This window comes from Cyclobacterium salsum (assembly GCF_010119245.1).
GTDB lineage: Bacteria > Bacteroidota > Bacteroidia > Cytophagales > Cyclobacteriaceae > Cyclobacterium > Cyclobacterium salsum.
Genome location: NZ_WNKG01000004.1, coordinates 393,528 through 409,733 on the forward strand (window position 1 = coordinate 393,528; position 16,206 = coordinate 409,733).

13 protein-coding genes are annotated in these 16,206 nt (G+C 45.5%); 9 read left to right on the top strand and 4 right to left on the bottom strand.

The window, feature by feature from the left end:
- The first annotated feature begins 1 nt into the window (after position 1).
- The 7 genes from GJS45_RS09000 to GJS45_RS09030 all read left to right on the top strand — a co-directional run bounded on the left by GJS45_RS09000 (position 2) and on the right by GJS45_RS09030 (position 6,427).
- Positions 2-1,252 carry an amidohydrolase/deacetylase family metallohydrolase gene (locus GJS45_RS09000; protein ID WP_162341142.1) on the top strand — a complete coding sequence of 417 codons (1,251 nt, stop codon included), beginning with the start codon at positions 2-4 and terminating at the stop codon, positions 1,250-1,252.
- Positions 1,253-1,332: 80 nt separating this feature from the next.
- Complete coding sequence (locus GJS45_RS09005; RefSeq protein WP_394366582.1) at positions 1,333-1,824, top strand: RidA family protein; 492 nt, start codon at positions 1,333-1,335, stop codon at positions 1,822-1,824.
- Between the two features lie 58 nt (positions 1,825-1,882).
- A complete protein-coding gene (locus GJS45_RS09010; protein ID WP_162341144.1) occupies positions 1,883-3,103 on the top strand; it encodes an aminotransferase class V-fold PLP-dependent enzyme in 1,221 nt (406 codons plus the stop codon).
- Between the two features lie 3 nt (positions 3,104-3,106).
- Positions 3,107-4,360, top strand: a complete 1,254-nt coding sequence (locus tag GJS45_RS09015; protein WP_162341145.1) for an amidohydrolase/deacetylase family metallohydrolase — start codon at positions 3,107-3,109, stop codon at positions 4,358-4,360.
- 238 nt (positions 4,361-4,598) lie between these two features.
- Positions 4,599-5,171, top strand: a complete 573-nt coding sequence (locus GJS45_RS09020; RefSeq protein WP_162341146.1) for a carboxymuconolactone decarboxylase family protein — start codon at positions 4,599-4,601, stop codon at positions 5,169-5,171.
- Entirely contained in the window at positions 5,172-5,996 is an 825-nt protein-coding gene (locus GJS45_RS09025) for a hypothetical protein (RefSeq protein WP_162341147.1), read from the top strand.
- Positions 5,997-6,007: 11 nt separating this feature from the next.
- A complete protein-coding gene (locus tag GJS45_RS09030; protein ID WP_162341148.1) occupies positions 6,008-6,427 on the top strand; it encodes a response regulator in 420 nt (139 codons plus the stop codon).
- A 23-nt stretch (positions 6,428-6,450) separates the two neighbouring features.
- Here the strand turns inward: GJS45_RS09030 and GJS45_RS09035 are convergent, their stop codons facing one another.
- From GJS45_RS09035 to GJS45_RS09045, 3 genes are all read right to left on the bottom strand, one after another.
- Positions 6,451-7,473: a PAS domain S-box protein gene (locus GJS45_RS09035; protein ID WP_162341149.1), complete on the bottom strand. Its 1,023-nt coding sequence runs from the start codon at positions 7,471-7,473 to the stop codon at positions 6,451-6,453.
- Between the two features lie 203 nt (positions 7,474-7,676).
- On the bottom strand, positions 7,677-9,929 hold the full coding sequence (locus tag GJS45_RS09040; RefSeq protein WP_162341150.1) for a PAS domain S-box protein: 2,253 nt from the start codon (positions 9,927-9,929) through the stop codon (positions 7,677-7,679).
- A gap of 39 nt (positions 9,930-9,968) precedes the next feature.
- Positions 9,969-10,901, bottom strand: coding sequence for an SMP-30/gluconolactonase/LRE family protein (locus GJS45_RS09045; RefSeq protein ID WP_202928058.1), 933 nt, complete (start codon positions 10,899-10,901; stop codon positions 9,969-9,971).
- A 299-nt stretch (positions 10,902-11,200) separates the two neighbouring features.
- Here GJS45_RS09045 and GJS45_RS09050 point away from each other — a divergent pair, with 299 nt between their 5' ends.
- Together GJS45_RS09050 and GJS45_RS09055 are read left to right on the top strand one after the other, a co-directional pair.
- Positions 11,201-11,662 carry a RidA family protein gene (locus tag GJS45_RS09050; protein WP_162341151.1) on the top strand — a complete coding sequence of 154 codons (462 nt, stop codon included), beginning with the start codon at positions 11,201-11,203 and terminating at the stop codon, positions 11,660-11,662.
- Between the two features lie 40 nt (positions 11,663-11,702).
- Positions 11,703-12,785: a bile acid:sodium symporter family protein gene (locus GJS45_RS09055; RefSeq protein WP_162341152.1), complete on the top strand. Its 1,083-nt coding sequence runs from the start codon at positions 11,703-11,705 to the stop codon at positions 12,783-12,785.
- 36 nt (positions 12,786-12,821) lie between these two features.
- Here GJS45_RS09055 and GJS45_RS09060 read toward each other — a convergent pair whose 3' ends face one another.
- Positions 12,822-16,154, bottom strand: coding sequence for a VCBS repeat-containing protein (locus GJS45_RS09060; protein ID WP_162341153.1), 3,333 nt, complete (start codon positions 16,152-16,154; stop codon positions 12,822-12,824).
- Positions 16,155-16,206: the final 52 nt, after the last annotated feature.

Genomic DNA, 16,206 nt, shown 5'->3' on the forward strand with positions numbered 1-16,206 from the left:
CATGAAGAAAACCTGTCTATCACTTGCCATTCTATGCTGGAGCCTGCTTTCCATTCAAGCCCAGCAATACGATATATTGATCAAAAACGGACATGTTATCGATCCAAAAAATCAATTGGACGAGGTGATGGACATTGCCATAAAAGATCAGAAAATCGCCCGGGTAGCCAAAAACATGGCTGCTGAGGATGCAAAAAAGACAATCAATGCACAGGGAATGATTGTGAGTCCCGGACTGATAGACATTCATGGTCATCATTTCTTCGGCACGGTCCCCCACCGGTATTTAAGCAATAGTTTTTCGGCTTTGCCTCCAGACGGGTTTACCTTCCGGGCAGGAGTAACCACGGTAGCGGACGCAGGTGGTGCGGGATGGCGAAATTTTCGACAATTTAAAGAACAAGTGATCGACAGGTCCCGAACCCGGGTTCTTGCCTTTATCAACATCGTGGGGGATGGAATGAGTGGGGTCGTGCCGCGAGAACAAGACCAGGGAGATATGGATGCCAAAATGACGGCTATGGTAGCCCGGCAGTTTCCCGAAATAATCGGCGTTAAGATCGCCCACTACCGGGGACATGAGTGGGAACCCTATCGCAAAGCGGCAGCAGCAGGTGTCGCTGCGAATATCCCGGTAATGGTGGATTTGGGAGGTGCGGATCCTGCCCTACCGCTGGCAACGCTCTTCCTGGAGATCCTGAGGCCAGGAGATATTCTGACACATATGTATGGCAGGAATTACTCCGGGCACGGGCCAAAAGAAGCAGTTATTGATGAGAGCGAAAAGGTAAGGGAGCACTGGTGGATGGCCCAAAAGAAGGGGTTGATTTTTGACGTAGGACATGGTGGCGGATCTTTTTACTACGATATCGCCGTTCCTGCCACGCAGCAGGGTTTTTGGCCCAATACCATTAGTACCGATCTGCACACGGGCAGTATGAATGGCGGTATGAAGGACATGTCCAATGTGATCTCCAAAATGGTAAATCTTGGCATGAGCCTCCAGGAGGCCATAGAAGCGTCCACTTGGAAACCTGCTCAGGTAATTCAGCGGGAGGACTTGGGTCACTTATCCGTGGGAGCAGAGGCGGATCTGGCCCTCTTTACTTTGCATCAGGGAGCATTTGGATTTTTAGATTCCGCAGGGGAATCCAATACCGGCACTCAAAAATTAGAAACAGAACTTACGCTCAGGGCGGGTAGCATCGTTTGGGACCTGAACGGTCTGGGCAGCAGGCCTTGGAATGACTAATACCGTTAGGAATAGTGAATCAAATAAACAACTAATTACTTATGCAAAAACCACTACAATTTCTATTATTATGGGGACTCATGACCGTTTCATGGATGGGTTATTCACAGCAGAATCCCGAACAGAAGTTAAAGGCCATGGGCATCACGCTAAGCGAACCGTCCCCACCTACAGCCAATTTTGTTCGGGCAGTCCGTACCGGAAACCTGGTCTTTTTGTCTGGACATGGTCCCAGCCGTGGGGATGGGACAAGCGTACAGGGAAAGCTAGGTACGGAACTTACGGTGTCGGAAGGACAGGAGGCCGCCCGGCTTACCGGGATCGCTTTGTTAGCTACATTGAAAGCTGAAATAGGAGATTTAAATAAAGTAAAACGAATCGTTAAAGTCCTGGGAATGGTAAATGCTAGTTCGAATTTTACCCAACAACCCAGCGTTATGAACGGATTTTCCGACTTTATGGTAGAAGTATTTGGGGAGAAAGGCAAGCATGCCCGATCTGCAGTAGGCATGGGCTCGCTTCCCAACAACATTGCGATAGAGATCGAGATGATAGTGGAAATAGAAGATTAGAATATTCCGTTTTGGACTCAAGCAGAATCCGTCCAAAGCGTCATTAAACGAGAAAAAGATGTTAAGCAGAAGAAAATTATTAAAAAGACTGGGAGCACTTCCATTGGTAGGAGGCATGATGGGCAGTGGAATTCCCTTATCAGGAACCCTGGCAGCCCCTACCGATGCCTTACCCAAACGAGACCTGGTACAGGAACTGGGGTTACGGAGTTTTATAAATGCAGCTGGCACCTACACCGCCATGACCGCCTCCCTGATGCCCAAAGAGGTTATGGAAGCCATTAACTACTCTTCCCGGCATTATGTAATACTCGACGAGGTACAGGACAAGGTAGGTGAGAAGATCGCTGTACTCTGCCATGCCGAAGCCGCCACGGTCACAGCGGGCTGCTGGTCTGCGATGGTTTTAGGTACGGCGGGAGTATTGACTGGCAAAGACCGGGATAAAATCAGGCAACTTCCCAATCTGGAGGGGATGAAATCGGAAGTCATTGTACAAAAGTCTCACAATGTAGGTTACGTTCATGCCATTACGAATACAGGCGTGAAAGTAGTAGAAGTGGAAACAGCTGCAGATGTTGATCGCGCCGTAAATGACAAAACCGCAATGATGTGGTTTCTAAATTACCAGGCGCCGGATGGCAAAATAAACCATGAAGAGTGGGTGGCCCTGGGAAAAAAGCACGGGATCCCGACCATGATCGATATGGCGGCGGATGTACCCCCGGTAGAAAACCTATGGAAATACAATGATATGGGATTCGACCTGGTGTGCGTATCGGGAGGAAAGGCCATCAAAGGGCCCCAAAGTGCCGGTATCCTTATGGGGAGAAAAGACCTGATTGAAGCTGCCCGCCTGAGTGCTCCACCCCGTGGAGGAACCATCGGAAGGGGCATGAAAGTGAATAAGGAGGAAATCCTTGGCATGTACGTGGCCCTGGACGAATACATCAAAAAAGACCATGAAAAGGAATGGAAAGAATGGGAAGATAAAGTGGCCTATGTAGCCGGAGAGGTCGAAAAAATTGATGGTGTGACTACCGATGTCTCGGTACCTCCTATCGCCAATCACACCCCCTATCTCAAAATTTCCTGGGATGATTCCATCCAACTTACCCGTGAACAACTGCAGGAAAAATTACGCATGGGGGATCCCTCCATAGAGGTCATTAGCGGCGGCGATCATGCCATCAGTATGACAGTCTTCATGCTCCGGCCGAAAGAAGAAAAAATTGTAGCCAAGAGAATTGCCGAAGAGTTACGCATCGCAAAAGTTTAAACCATGAAAATCAAAAAACATAGTATGTTATTGCTGCTGATGCTATTCAGCAGCCTTGTATCGGCCCAAACCTATGATTTATTAATCAAGGGAGGAAGATTGATCGACCCGAAAAACAACCTGAACGGTGTCATGGATATTGCCATCACGGAGGGGAAAATAGCCAAAGTGGCGGCATCCATACCTGTTGGACAGGCCAAAAAAGTAATCCCTGCCGATGGACTGCTGGTCACTCCCGGCCTGATCGACATTCATGGCCATGTTTTTCACGGTACACAACCCAATCACTACCTTAGTGATGGATTGATTGCAGTGCCGCCGGATGGTTTTACCTTCCGATCCGGGGTTACCACCATTGTGGATTGCGGAGGGCCTGGGTGGAAAAATTTTGACACCTTTAAGAAAAATATAATAGAGCCTAGCAAAACACGTGTACTCGCTTTCATGAATATCGTTGGAGAAGGCATGCGTGGGGGTGCCTGGGAACAAAATACAGGCGATATGGATGCCAAGCTAAGCGCCATGGTGGCGCAGCAAAACCGACAGTATGTAGTCGGTTTTAAAGTGGCTCACTACAGCAGTAGGGACTGGATACCCATAGATCGGGCCGTCGAAGCCGGAAACCTGGCCGATATACCTGTGATCGTAGACTTCGGTGGTTCTACCCAATTTGAGCCCTTGTCGATCCGGGAACTTTTCTTCGAACGATTGCGACCGGGAGACATTTACACCCATGCCTACGCGGAATTAAACGGAGCCCGGGAAACGGTGGTTAACCGGGAAACCCGGGAATTTGAGCCCTTTGTTCTGGAGGCTCAAAAGCGGGGGATTATTTTTGATGTGGGGTATGGAGGTGCCAGTTTCGAGTTCAAACAAGCTATCCCGGCGCTTGCCGCCGGTCTTTATCCAAATACCATCAGCACGGACCTTCACACGGGAAGCATGAATGCTGCCATGAAAAACATGCTAAACGTCATGACCACCTTTATGGCCATGGGCATGGAACTCCCCCACGTAATTTCAGCAAGCACCTGGGAACCCGCACAGGTAATACAACGCACAGAGCTGGGACACCTCTCGGAAGGAGCTATTGCCGACCTGGCAATTCTAAACATCCGAGAGGGTGACTTCGGTGTTTGGGACCGCTCCGGTCAGAAAATAGCCACTAAGCAGCGGCTGGAATGTGAAATGACGATAAAAGACGGACAGGTTATGTATGATTTCAACGGCCTTGCCGCACAGGATCTGATCCAATAGGAAATATATCCACCCTAAAATGATAAAAAGTTTTCCCAAAATTGGGAAAACTTTTTTTTGTTCCCCGGATAGCACTTAAATACAAGATTAACTATTTTGAATTTAAAAAAATGTAATTCTATTTTTATAGATAAAAAAGTAATTTTATTTTTTGTATTTGAATAAAAATTTAATTTAATTTTGCGTTTGTTGATGGCTCACAAACGAGCCATTTTTAGCAACTAATTTTTATACCATTATGAAAGGGAGTTTTACAATCGTTGAGTACCCGGATGCCAGCCAAGAGGTAAAGGTCATCTATGATGATACCAAAAAAACCCTGGGAATACCCTTTGTGCTGAACTGGTTTAAATGCCAGGCAGGAAATCCAGCCTTATTGAGAGGAAACTGGATGAAATTAAAAGCGACACTTTGTGAAGGAGAGGTACCCAATATTATCAAACAATTGATCATCTATACGGTATCATCCGAAAGGAAATGCAATTATTGTGCAGAGGCGCACAAACTATTTGCGGATATGCTGGGAAAATCATTGAGTTCGGATCCGGATTTTTTAATATCCGAAAATATGGATAGCGAATGGGTACCGGAGAGTTATAAAGTAGCCGTCAGAACGGTAGCCAATGCTGCCCTATCGGATGGGCATGTGGAAAACTCCGATTTCAATGTCCTCAAGGAAGCTGGGTTTTCGGAATCAGAAATTCAGGAACTTTTTGCTCAGGCGGATTTGGTGAACATGCTAAATACCATCGCCAATATTTCAGGAATTAAGATCGATAACGAAATCGTAGAACTGAGCTACTCCTTGTAAATGGAAGGCACACAATCCTATCTGGGCTATAAAATCTTGTTTGAAGCGATGGTGCGGTTTTCAGCGGGAATTTCAGAAGTAAAAAGCCTGGAAAATCTACCTGGTGAAATCAGCCGTCATCTGAAATACCTGATCAACTTTCAAGACTTCCGCTTTTATTATGTCGTTCCGGAGGGAATGGACGGCATCTTAGTAGACAAAGGGGGTTACACCAGCTATGAGTTTCGCTGCCATTTAGACCCCAACTCCGTGGAGGCCGAAGTAATGGAGACCGGTATACCTACACAGGTTACCTGCTCCGAAACCGGCCATCAAATTCATTGTTGGAAATTCACTACTGGCAGGAACCAGGACAGCCTCATTCGAATTCGGTCTCAGGATACGGTTTCACTAGCGGAAAATAGCATTCCAATAATTAAAGTAATAAATAAAATGGTCGCTGCGAGAGTGGAAAACCTCAAAATGATCGATCTGATCCACCGGCAAAACCAGAAATTAGAAACGTTAACTGTGTCCTTGCATTCAAAAAATGAAGAGGTTAGGGAACTTAACCGCTTGCAGGAAGCCACTATTGAGGTAAAAACAGCCCGCCTGAAAAGCTCCAACAGCAAACTTAAAGCATTGATACAATTTAATTCCCATCAACTTCGCGAGCCGTTAACCCGGGTGCTGGGAATGATAGCTATTAAAGATGACATACCGCAGGGTGAATTTATTTCGGATATTCTACCCCTGATGCAGGAATCCGTCTTGGATCTGGACCTTGCCGTAAGGGAGGTAATTGAGCGGTCCGAATTGCTAAAAGAAGAAATCGAAACTACTTAAAAAAGAAAGATATGAAAGTTTTTTTAATTGATGACCAAAAAATCACCAACGTGCTTAATAAAAAATACCTGAATATGATTCGCGAGGATTTGGTAATCTACGATTTTGATGATCCGGAATTGGCACTGGAAGCACTGGAAAGAGAAAAGCCCGCATTGATCTTCCTGGACTTGAATATGCCAATCGTAAGTGGCTGGGATATCTTGAGCTTTATGCGAAACCACCATATCGAAATCCCCGTCATCATCCTGACTTCATCCAATAGCCAGCAGGACCGGGAAAAAGCCACCCTTTATCACAATGTCTTTTCTTTCCAACTAAAACCCCTAACCAAGATTGGGTTCACCGACTTGCTGGATGGTGCGCTAAAATCGGGTAATGAGGGAGAGATCGGATCGAAACTAGTACCTGATCAGAACACAGAAAAATAACATCCGGGGCAGTAGGCGTGGCACTACCCTTCTTTTTTTTCCTTTAAATTTACTTTGTCTGTCTTATTTACGATATCCCGGATAATATCGTCCAGTTCTTCTGCCGAATCCAGTATCATTTTTCGGAAATTATCTTTTCCAAAATCCCGTTCCAGGCTATCCATACCCATCACCAGACTCATCAATCGGGCTAAAGGGGCTCTCACCACGTGAGACTGTAACCAGGCGATTTCTTGCAAACGTTTGTTCTGATCCTCTATCGCATGAATATACCGCATCCGATCGGTAATATCGTTCGCCAACACCACCTCTGCTTTTATTCCCTGATAATCAATTACGTTACCTTTAATTTCCACCGTGATTATTTCCCCATTCTTTTTTCGGTGCTTGAAGATCTTGGGACCAGGGTCAGGTTTTCCTTCCCTAATCCCCGAAATAACTCTTTCCAATCGGGACACTTCTTCTTTCGGACGGATATCCCGCAGACTCATGCTCAAAAATTCCTCTTTTGAATAGCCATAGTGATCGATTGCCGCCTTATTGACATCCAGAAAATTCAAGGTCTCCAAACTATACAGGTACATGGGTTGAGGACTTAAATGAAAAAGCTCTTTGTAACGTTTTTCGGAATCTTTTAACTGACTGGATATCTGGTACCTCCCAATGCTATAAATAATGCTTTTGAAGAGCGATGTAGGAGATAATTCATCTTTCAGCAGGTAGTCAGAAACACCAAGAGCCAGGGACTTCATGCCAAATTCTATATTGGAATACCCCGTAAGCACCACAATACTCACGTCTCCGGCCAATTCTTTTACCTTTACTATCAACTCCTCCCCTTGTAAATCAGGCAAAGTTAAATCCAGGATAACAGCATCCAGATGAATTCCCGGGTCCTGCAGTTTCTCCTTGGCTTCCTGAAAAGTATGGGCAAAGGTCAATTTCAGGTTCAAAATCTTCTCATGAAGATACTCTTCAATTAAAAGAACATCACCCATGTTATCCTCAACCAATAATAAATGATATCCCTCGTGATCTTTTATCATTCCATTAAAAAAAACTAACCAGGCAGCTTCCTGCTTTTTGTGTCTGCTGCCTGTTATTATGATTGCTGTTTTCCAATTATGCCGTTTTATTTAATCTTTTATAAAACAATTTAATTAACTCAATAATAAATCTAAATCCAATCAATCCGTAAATTTTCTACTGCATAAACAGTAGAATAACCAGATCGTTACATTTTTTTGACTCATTGTAGGGATTTGGGTACCGTAAAGTAGAAAATGCTTCCTTTTCCCTCTTCCGAATGAAAGCCAATGGTGCCACCAAGGTTCTCAATGATTTTCTTACTCATGGCCAGACCGATCCCGGACCCGGAATACGATTTATTGGCATGTAACCTGGAAAACAAAATAAAAACCCGGGATTGAAACGACTCTGGAATGCCGATGCCATTGTCAATTACCTGAAATTCCCAAAAATCCGCCTTTTCCGCTGCCTGAATCTCTATTTTAGGTTGTTGCTCGGGATGCTGGTATTTAAGTGCATTGTTGATCAGGTTTTGGAATACCTGATGTATGGGAGCGATTGGAATTTTCAATTTCGGAAGCTTACCAAGAATAATCTCCGCCCCTTTTTGATGTATCAATTCTTTTTGTAACCCCAATATGTTGTTTACGATCTCCTCAATGGCCACTTCTTTTACCTTCTCATCCATTCTACCTACCCTGGAATAAGCCAAGAGATCCATGATGATATTTTTCATGCGGCTGGCACCATCCACCGCATAATGTATAAATTCCTTCCCCTTTGTATCCAATAATGGATTGTATTTCTTTTCCAAAAGCCCCAAAAATCCGGTAATCATTCGCAAAGGCTCCTGCAGGTCATGAGAGGCGATATAGGCAAACTGCTCCAGCTCCTCGTTGGACTTTTCCAACTCTTTGGCTTTTTTCTGAAGCTCATCATTAAGGTTTTTAAGTTTTTCTTCCTCGTTTTTCCGATCGGTTACATCCCTTGACATGCCCACTAAGCCTACTACCTTCCCTTTTGCATCCTTCAGAGGAACCTTATTGGTCAGTAACCAGACCCGGCTACCCCTACGGTCAAAATAATATTCCTCCACGTTCATTTCCGGCTTGCCATCCTGAATAATTTTCCGGTCATAGGCAGCCATTCCATCGGCTATTTCTTTTGGAAAATAGTCATAGACCGTTTTTCCCAAGGTTTCCCCTTCGGTTTTAGCTCCTAACGAATGCTCATATTGGTAGCGGTTATTAATGATGTGTTTTCCAGAAGTATCTTTAACATAAATCTGAATCGGCAGGTTATCAATGATCGCACGCAAAAGCGACCGCTCTTTAATTAAGGACTCGTCTGCCCGTTTTTTTTCTGTAATATCATATCCAACCCATATGTACTGGTATATCTTCCCCTGATTATCTCGAATAGGAATGACCACCGTATCCACCCAAAAGATCCCCCCTTTTCTTTTTTGACCCCGAAGTTCTCCCCGCCATATATTCCCTGACAGGAGTGTGTCCCAACAGTTGGCGATCAACTCCAGGTCCCGCTCATCGTAAAGGGTGGTAAGAGAAGCTTTCTCGATACTATCTTTATCATAACCTGAAATATCTTGAAATTTTTGGTTGAGGTATACCACCTTTTTCCCTTTATCCAAAATCATCACCAGACAGGATTCGTCGAGTGCAAACCGGTAATCAGACAATTCCTTCAGGCTCTCCAATAGCTGATCCTCGGCTTCCAGCCTTTCCGTAATGTCATTGATCAAAACCATCGAGCACCTTTTTCCCTCTATTTCTACCAGGTGACCGGTTATTTTCACAAGCATAACCTCACCCGCTTTATTGCGATGTCTCCATATTTCATTGTGTATGTCTCCATAAACATCTGCCTGCCGGGTATGCTTTTCGATAAGGGGAATATCTTCCGGAGGTCTGATGTCCCGAATATTCAATCGCAAAAACTCTTCCCGGGTATACCCGTATTTCAACAGTGCTTGCCGGTTACAATCGATAATATGAAGGGTGTCAAATTCCCATACAAACATGGGCATGGGATTTTCCTCAAACATATACCGGTACAGGTGATCCGAACCGGAGGAAAGGTTAATAGCCGGGAACGATGCCTTGTCCAACAGTGATTGCAACATTCCACAAGGCTGCAATGAATCTCCTTCGGGGATCACCCTTCCCTGAATCCTCACCCAGTCCCCTGAAAGAAGCGCTAATGTTTCTTCAAATTCCTGATTTGATTGCAAAAGCCTCTCCAGACTGTGCGCAATCGTCTTGTCAAAAGGCGGTTGAAATAAATTTTTGAAAGATTCGATCGACAAAGTTTGCCCACCGGTAAACCCAAGGATCGCTGCCCCATCGGGACTTAAACGGACAACTTGATGGTCTGAATCAATTTCCCAGGCCCCAATGCCACAGGCATCCAGAATACGTGACCACTGGCGGTATTCCTGTTCGTTAACACCCATGACTTTAGAATTTAACTTAAAAATAGTTTGACGCTGGTATTACCTCTTAAAGGACCTTCCAGGGATTTCTACTCTAAACCAATCAATATTTCCACCGTCTTGCAAGGTAATATAGGCCGTTCTACCATCTGTTCCTCCAAAGGCAATATTAGAAGGCTTTTTCCCTGACACATTGATTTCCTGCAACAATTCCCCCTCCGGAGACAGCTTGGCTACCGTACCTTTTCCATGTCGGGTTACATACAGGTTCCCTTCGGTATCCACCCGCATCCCGTCCATTCCAAAATCATCAAACGTATGAATGAGCCTTTTATTGGAAATCTCTCCCGACTCCCCGAGGTCATAAGCCCAAACGGTACGCTGTACGGATTCATTTACATAAAGGGTTCGATTATCCTGGCTGACTTCAATGCCATTGGTCGTCCCCATGTCAGATTCAAGTAATACAAATTGGCCATCCAGCCCTACCCGCCAGAGCTGCCCGGTGCTTTCCTGCCAGTTTGGATCACTGGCAAACAGGATATCGTTGTCCATAATCGCCAGATCGTTGGGCTGATTTAAATCGTCATGGTGGGCATATACCGAAATCTCCCGTGTATCCATATCCACCTCCAACACATTATGACCCGTATAATCCGCGATCAACATGTTGCCCTTTGAATTGAAACGGATGCCATTGCCAGTACTTCCCTCGGGAAGGGTTACAAACAAGCTGGCATCTCCCTCAGGAGAAACCTTACCAATGGTGCCGTCTTTTTCAAAATTCACTACGTACAGGTTTCCATCTGCATCTACCGCCGGGCCCTCAATACCCGTGGTGAATTCGCCTCCACTGGTAAGAGAATGACTGAGGTACAATGATTCCTCTTCTTTCATATTTTCCGTTTCTTTTTCGTTTTTCCTGGGACTACAGGCCAATACCGTTACTAGAATCAAAACAATACACAAATGGCTACTTTTCACAAAGGACATGAATAACATCATTAATTAGGCAAAATTAATCGTTTCTATTGATCTACTTCAAAGAAAATAAAATGGACCCGATTTTCCATTACATTAACCACACAAAATATAAGGAATAATTTTATCAAATCAGAACTATTCCTGGCCTATCCACAGAACGCATGGCCAGCAGGTAACTTCCAATCCCATCGCCTCCCGGATTGCCATCAGCCTGAATATAGGCTATTATGCATTTGGAGAAAAAAATTTATTGCCATATATTCCGAGGTTTTATTGTTTACACAAAAATCAATTCCCAAATTCAACTCATGGAAAAACTGAAAAGAAGATCAACGTTAAAAAAGTTATTTGCATCCCTGGCTGGAATCGCTGGCATCGGAACAGTCGCTCAGGCCAAGGTTGAAAGTGCCCACGAGAAAGAGGCATTTAGCATACAGGAGGAACAAGACGTACCTTTGTTTTCTGGAGCTACCAAAATGGGTAATACGGTGTATATAGCAGGAAAAGGGGCTCATTTTGAAGGCGACATCAAGGCGCATACCGATCATGTACTGAAAGAACTTGAAAAGGAATTGGTAAAAGCGGGAAGTTCTATGGAAAAGGTGCTGAAAGTAAATGTATACTTGCATGACCTGAGCGATTACAAGGGAATGAATGAAGTATTCAGAGGAAGATTTGGAAGCAACCCCCCTGTAAGAACAACTGTGGCTACCTACGGAGGTGTTCCCGGGGATTCCCTGGTTGAAATGGACTGTATCGCCTACATCTAACTAAAACAATTATCCCAAAGTAACCCAAAATCATTTCCCCTTGAAAAAAGAACGGATTTTTAAGTACCTGATTGGAGCAGGCCTTATCTGCCTGCTCCTGGTTTTCGTCTTCATTTTATCAGGCAAAATCGACTCGGCAGGCCCCCTGCTGATTCTTTTTTTCGCACTCCTGGGCATTGGATTTCGTGGATTCAATCAGCTGAAAGGCTATACCTATACCACCATGATATTTGCCGGGGTCACCGCAGCCATGTATTACCCGAATTACTTCGTCGAATACAATGGCTATGCCTACAGCAATCTGATCACCCCCTTGATTCAGATCATCATGTTTGGAATGGGAACTTCCATGTCTATTAAGGATTTTGCCGGGGTAGTCAAAATGCCCAAGGGGGTATTTGTCGGATTGCTGTGCCAATTTACCATTATGCCGGTGCTGGGTTTTATTCTGGCCAGCCTGAGTAATTTCCCACCCGAAATAGCGGCCGGTCTCATCCTGATCGGAAGCTCACCCAGTGGGTTGGCATCCAACGTCATGAGTTACCTGGCTAAAGCCAATCTGGCCCTGTCTATTACCATTACAGCTATTTCTACCCTGCTTGCGCCGTTAATGACCCCGTTATTAATGAAATTTTTGGCTGGAGAATTTGTAGCCATAGATGTGCTGGACATGATGTGGAGCATCATAAAAATGGTCATCATCCCAATTGGTGCCGGCCTGCTGTTTAACCGCTTTCTCAGCGGCAAGGCCAAATGGCTGGACGATGCCATGCCATTGGTTTCCATGATCGGTATAGGTGTCATCATCGTGATCATCACAGCCGCAGGCCGGGACAGCCTACTGGATATCGGCGGGCTTTTGATCCTTTTGGTCTTTATTCATAACATTATGGGCTATAACCTGGGTTTTTGGTTCAGCACATGGCTTGGATTATCGGAAAGGGATGCGCGGACAGTAGCCCTTGAAGTGGGAATGCAAAATGGCGGACTGGCCTCCGGACTGGCAAAGGAAATGGGCAAAATTGCGACCGTGGGTCTCGCACCGGCAGTCTTTGGACCATTGATGAACATCACTGGATCCGTACTGGCTTCCTATTGGCACCGAAAGCCACCAAAAGAATGAACCAACCATTTCCATTAAAATAAACTTTCCTTCCCGTTAAAATAAACTTTCCCAAAGTTCTAAACTTTGGGAAAGTTTATATACACGCAATTTACCGTTATTTTGCGCATAGACGATATACGTTATCCCCTGCACTTCCATTACTTTGATATCTCTGACCTCTCCGGGAAAAGGCAGTCCTACCTTTGCCGGAGGCATCAACTTCCAGGCACCCGGCGCGTTCATGGCAAAGACGAAGCCCGGATTGGCATCCAGCCTTCCCGTACTGACCCGGGTCCTGCTCAGGTTTCCGCCCGTCAGCAAAAATGACTTTTCCATACCTGGTAATCGACCCATTTCAACCGCGTACAGGGGGGAAAATTGAGCCGCTGCCGGAAGGGGTTGAATGGAGTATTGACCCTTTCCGTCGTTTTCCAAAAGTACTGATTGTAATTGATGTGCAAAGAGAGTATCGGCTCCCGTCATTTCCAGCGTTCCATAAATATCCCCCACGCTTGCTTCGGCAAAAGACCGGTAATCGGCAAATTCACCCTTCATCATGGGTAACTGTCCGATAAGTTCATCCCGGCTGAACGCAAAAGAATTGGTATCGGCTTTATAATAGGTCAACAATGGATCCACCCGGCCATTATTATCGAAATCCTTAAACACCACTCGCAACGGCTGCTCCCGGTCCGCCTGGTAAACGGTGTTCTCTCCGTAATTTCCTGCCACAATATCCAGGTCTCCGTCTTCATCCACGTCCAACACCGCCAGGCGCAACCACCAGCCTTTGGTTTGTTCGACCATTTCCTCATTAATCAGCTCCAAACGTCCATTTTGATTTTTGTAGATGTGAATTCCCATCCACTCGCCTGTCAAAATCAACTCCGCATCTCCATCTCCATCTGTGTCTGCAAATTGAACGTCGCTCACCAGTCCGGGAGCAAGCAAATCCCGATTGTAATCCATCGTAGCGTCTCTGAATTGCCCCTTCCCATCATTGAGCAACAAATAACTGCGGGGTGGCTCCGGGTATTTTCCAGGTAAATACCTGCCTCCAACAAACAAGTCCTCCCAACCATCACCATTGATATCGGCAATGGACACCGAGCTGCCGCTTACCCGCATCTCCGGAAGGGCCGCCCCATCCCGGACCAACCGACCCGTTCCGTCGTTCAGATATAAACGATCCTGGTAGGCCGGGTTGGACTCCGGAAAATCCGTTCCGCCACTGACCACATATAAGTCAGGAAACCCATCCCCGTTTACATCCAGCCAAACGGCATCCGTATCAATAGCCAAACTATCAGCCTGCAGTCCCGGCTGTACTGATTCGTAAAAACTTCCCTTCTGATTCTGAATAAAAAGTTTGCCAGCCTGATCCTTCCCTCCTCCGATAAATAGATCCTGAAGACCGTCTCCATTCACATCTGCTGTAGCCATTTTTGGGCCAATGGACCCCATGGTGTTTGGCATTAACCGATCTTGACTAAAATCCAGGAAAGAACTTTCTCGGTGAACAAAATCCAGCCCAAGGGCACCATCTACTTCCTCAAACAAGAGGCGCTCCGTGTGATCAACATTAAATGGGGCTTCCTGCGATGCTTCCTGGTCCAGGCGAATGGTCTGGTTCACTGCTAAATCATGGAGCACCTGATAACCGTTTCCCGGCCACCATACTTCCAGACTGTCAATCCGCACCACGCTTCCCAGGCCAAAAACGAGTTCATGGTCCACCGACGATTGGTAACCTCGGGTAGGTATCATTTCCTGCTGCCAATGCATCCCTCCGGCATAAACCCTGACTTTGGCACCAATTCCACTGGTATTTTTTGTATTCCCTTGCAATTTGATTTTTAGAAAAGCCCTTTCATACAGCTTTTCGCTATTATTTCGATAAATACTCACCGGATCATTGGTGTGACAAACAATCAGATCCAGGTCCCCGTCACCGTCCAAATCGGCATAAGCAGCGGCATTGGATACGGTTTCCTGATGAAGCCCCCAGTCACTTGCCTTGTTTTCAAAAGTCAAATCCCCCTGATTCTGGTACAAATAATTTTGAACATAGATAGGAGGCATTTTATCGATCAATTCAATCAATGCTTCTTCTTTCCCGGTTTGATTCGTTTTAATCCGTTCACTTACCATATAGTTCAAAAAATCCATGTCCAGGTAATTTCGGGCATAACCGTTACTGATAAAAATGTCTTTCCAACCATCGTTATCAAAATCAGCCGCCAGTACCGCCCAACTCCAGTCCGTATGCGCCACCCCCGCATAGTGTCCCAGCTCAATGAAATTTCCATCCCCCTGATTGAGCTGCAGCATGTTTCGCATGGACTGGGCGTGAAATCCCTTGTTTAGTAGTTCCCGGTACTTATCATAATTTTCAGGCCCCAGCATGGACTTCTGGTTAAAATTGAACTCCGGCATCATATCCATGGTAAGCAAATCCGGAAGCAGGTCATTATTCAGGTCAGCCGCGTCGGCTCCCATGGAAAAAAGGGAAACGTGCCCCATGTGCTCCTTAATACTTTCCTTAAACGTACCATCCTGCTGGTTGTAATAAAGGTAGTCTTCTTCGTTGTAATCGTTGCTCACATAGATATCCAGCCAGCCGTCATCGTTTAAATCGCTAACTGTCACGGCCAAGCCAAATCCCAATACGTTATCAATTATACCGCTTTCCCGGGTTACATCCACAAATTTACCCTGATCATTCCGATACAACTTATCCCCCAGATACTCCCCTGTCCGTTGCTTAAAGGAACCGTCTATTCTACTAAATCCAGCATACTCCTGCGTGGAATGGTTCAAGAGAAACAGGTCCAGGTCACCATCATGGTCGTAATCAAAAAACGAGGCCTGGGTGGAATAGCCTGGGTCATCTAACCCGAAATCTGCAGCGGCTTCCCGAAAGGTCAGGTCTCCCTGGTTTATATAAAGCAGGTTTTTCCGGTTGTTGGGATCATTGGCAGCCGACCGGCAAACATAAATATCCAGCAGTCCATCTCCATCTACATCCGCCATGGTAGTGCCCGTATTCCAAAGGCCGGCCGCAGCCACACCCGCAGACTCCGTAATGTCTTCAAACTCAAAATTGCCTTTGTTTAGGTACAGTTTACTAGCCATCATATTGCCCGTAAAATAAATGTCCGGCAATCCATCCTGATTGATATCTCCCACGGCTACACCACCGCCCTGATAAAAGTAACCGTAAGTCAATACATTAAAGTCATCCGATTCGCGCACGAGGTTTTTGAAATCGATACCCGTTTTTCGGGATGGTAACTCAGTAAAAACGGCGTTGGGGTTTTCTTGCCTGCAGGAAATTGCAACAAGAAAAACAAAGAGCCAATAGGAAAGGCTGAAATGACGTATCATACCTGCTGATTTGAATGCAAATTAAAAAAGTGCCGTTAAGAACGGCACTTTT